At 64.0% G+C, this 1480-nt stretch carries 2 protein-coding genes; both read right to left on the bottom strand.

Translation table 11 applies throughout. The features are described 5' to 3' along the window. Positions 1-46: 46 nt before the first annotated feature. Entirely contained in the window at positions 47-901 is an 855-nt protein-coding gene (locus CSQ85_RS12905) for an IS3 family transposase (RefSeq protein ID WP_150384353.1), read from the bottom strand. Beyond that, positions 901-1416 (bottom strand): helix-turn-helix domain-containing protein, encoded by a 516-nt coding sequence (locus tag CSQ85_RS12900; protein WP_150384352.1) that lies wholly within the window; start codon positions 1414-1416, stop codon positions 901-903. Before CSQ85_RS12900 ends, CSQ85_RS12905 begins: the two co-directional genes overlap by 1 nt. Positions 1417-1480 lie beyond the last annotated feature (64 nt).

Genomic DNA, 1480 nt, shown 5'->3' with positions numbered 1-1480 from the left:
TGAACTGCGCCCCGATTGTTGGATGTGGTTTATTAAGGGTACCTGATTAGGCTGTGAGGGACATGTTCCGGAATTCCTCCGGGGTGTGTCCCTCCAGTTGTTTCTGGCGTCGTCTGGTGTTCCAGTGGATGATGTACGCGTCCAGTCCGGTCTTGAATTCCTCGTAGGAGTCGAACTCGCGTCCGGTGTAGTACTCGTCCTTGAGGTGGCCGAACACCTGCTCGGTCGCGGCGTTGTCGATGCAGTTGCCCTTGCGGCTCATGGACTGGCGGATGCGCAGTTCCTCGAGCCGGTTGCGCCACCATTGGTGCTGGTACTGCCATCCCATGTCCGAGTGCAGGATCGGGGTCGCGTCCCCGGGCAGGCGTGTCTCGAGCATGGCGAGCAGCCTTTGCTGCTGGGCGAGGTCGGGACGCCGGCTGACGTCCCAGGCGACGATCTCCTTGGATCCCATGTCGTACACGGGCGCGAGGTACGCCTTGCCTCCCGCCACCTTGAACTCGGTGACGTCCGTGCCGAGCTTCATCCAGGGCCGGTCGGCCGCGAAGTCCCGTTCCAGCAGGTTCGGCGTCCCCGCTCCCGTGTCGCCCTTGTACGAACTGTACTTCCGGCACGGGTTCGGCCTGCGTATGGCGCATCGCAATCCCATGCGTCTCATGACCCTGAGCACGCTCTTGTGGCTCACCCTCACGCCGAACTCGTGCACGAGGCACATGCGTATCTGCCGGTGCCCGCACCCGTTCGGGGTGCGATGGAAGATCTCGGCGACCGTCGGCTCGATGTCGGGCCGGGTGACGGCGGCCGGATGCGACAGGTGATGGTAGTACGTGCTCCTCGCCAGCCCGGCCGCCCTCAGCAGGTGGACGAGCCGGTATCCAAGCCCCGCCAGCGCCGAGACGATCACCGACCGCTCCCGGTTGGTGATTTCGACGCCAGCAGGGCGCGGGCTTTTTCCAGGTACGCGACCCTGGCCCGCAGATACGCGTTCTCCTCCTCGAGGAGCCGCTCGCGCGTGGGTTCCGGTTTCGGCCTGGACCTCGCGCCCTTCGGCCTGCCCTTCGGCTTCGGGCGCAACGCGTCCGGGCCTCCAGTCCGGTAATCCCGGCACCAGCGTTCCAACGGGGCGATGCTGGCGATCCCGTATCTCTCCATGACCTCGGCCTTGGTCAGGCCATGCTCCACATGGTCGAGCACGGCCGCCAGCTTGGTCTCGTAGTCGTATTTGCGATTGCCGCCGCGTTCTCCCATGAGCGCCGCCTCCCCGCCGATCCGGTATGACAACACCCATTTTCGCGTGGTATTGCGGGACACTCCAAACCGGTTCGCGAGAGAAACCCTGCCGGCACCCTCGCGAATCGCGCCGGCTACGGCACGCATGAACTCGTCATCATAATGACGCCTGCGATCCCCTGACATGAGAAACCGCACCTCCGATCATCGAATCTGAATTACTTCAGTCCAACAATCGGGGTGCGGTTCA

The sequence above is a fragment of the Bifidobacterium rousetti genome (assembly GCF_008698235.1).
GTDB classification, from domain to species: Bacteria; Actinomycetota; Actinomycetes; order Actinomycetales; family Bifidobacteriaceae; genus Bifidobacterium; species Bifidobacterium rousetti.
The sequence above is the reverse complement of the archived record's forward strand: the minus strand, read 5'-3'. Positions and strand labels throughout refer to the sequence as shown.

Coding starts and splice junctions, on each gene's coding strand:
- CSQ85_RS12900 (WP_150384352.1), bottom strand. CDS start 1,416: ATGTCAGGGGATCGCAGGCGTCATTATGATGACGAGTTCATGCGTGCC.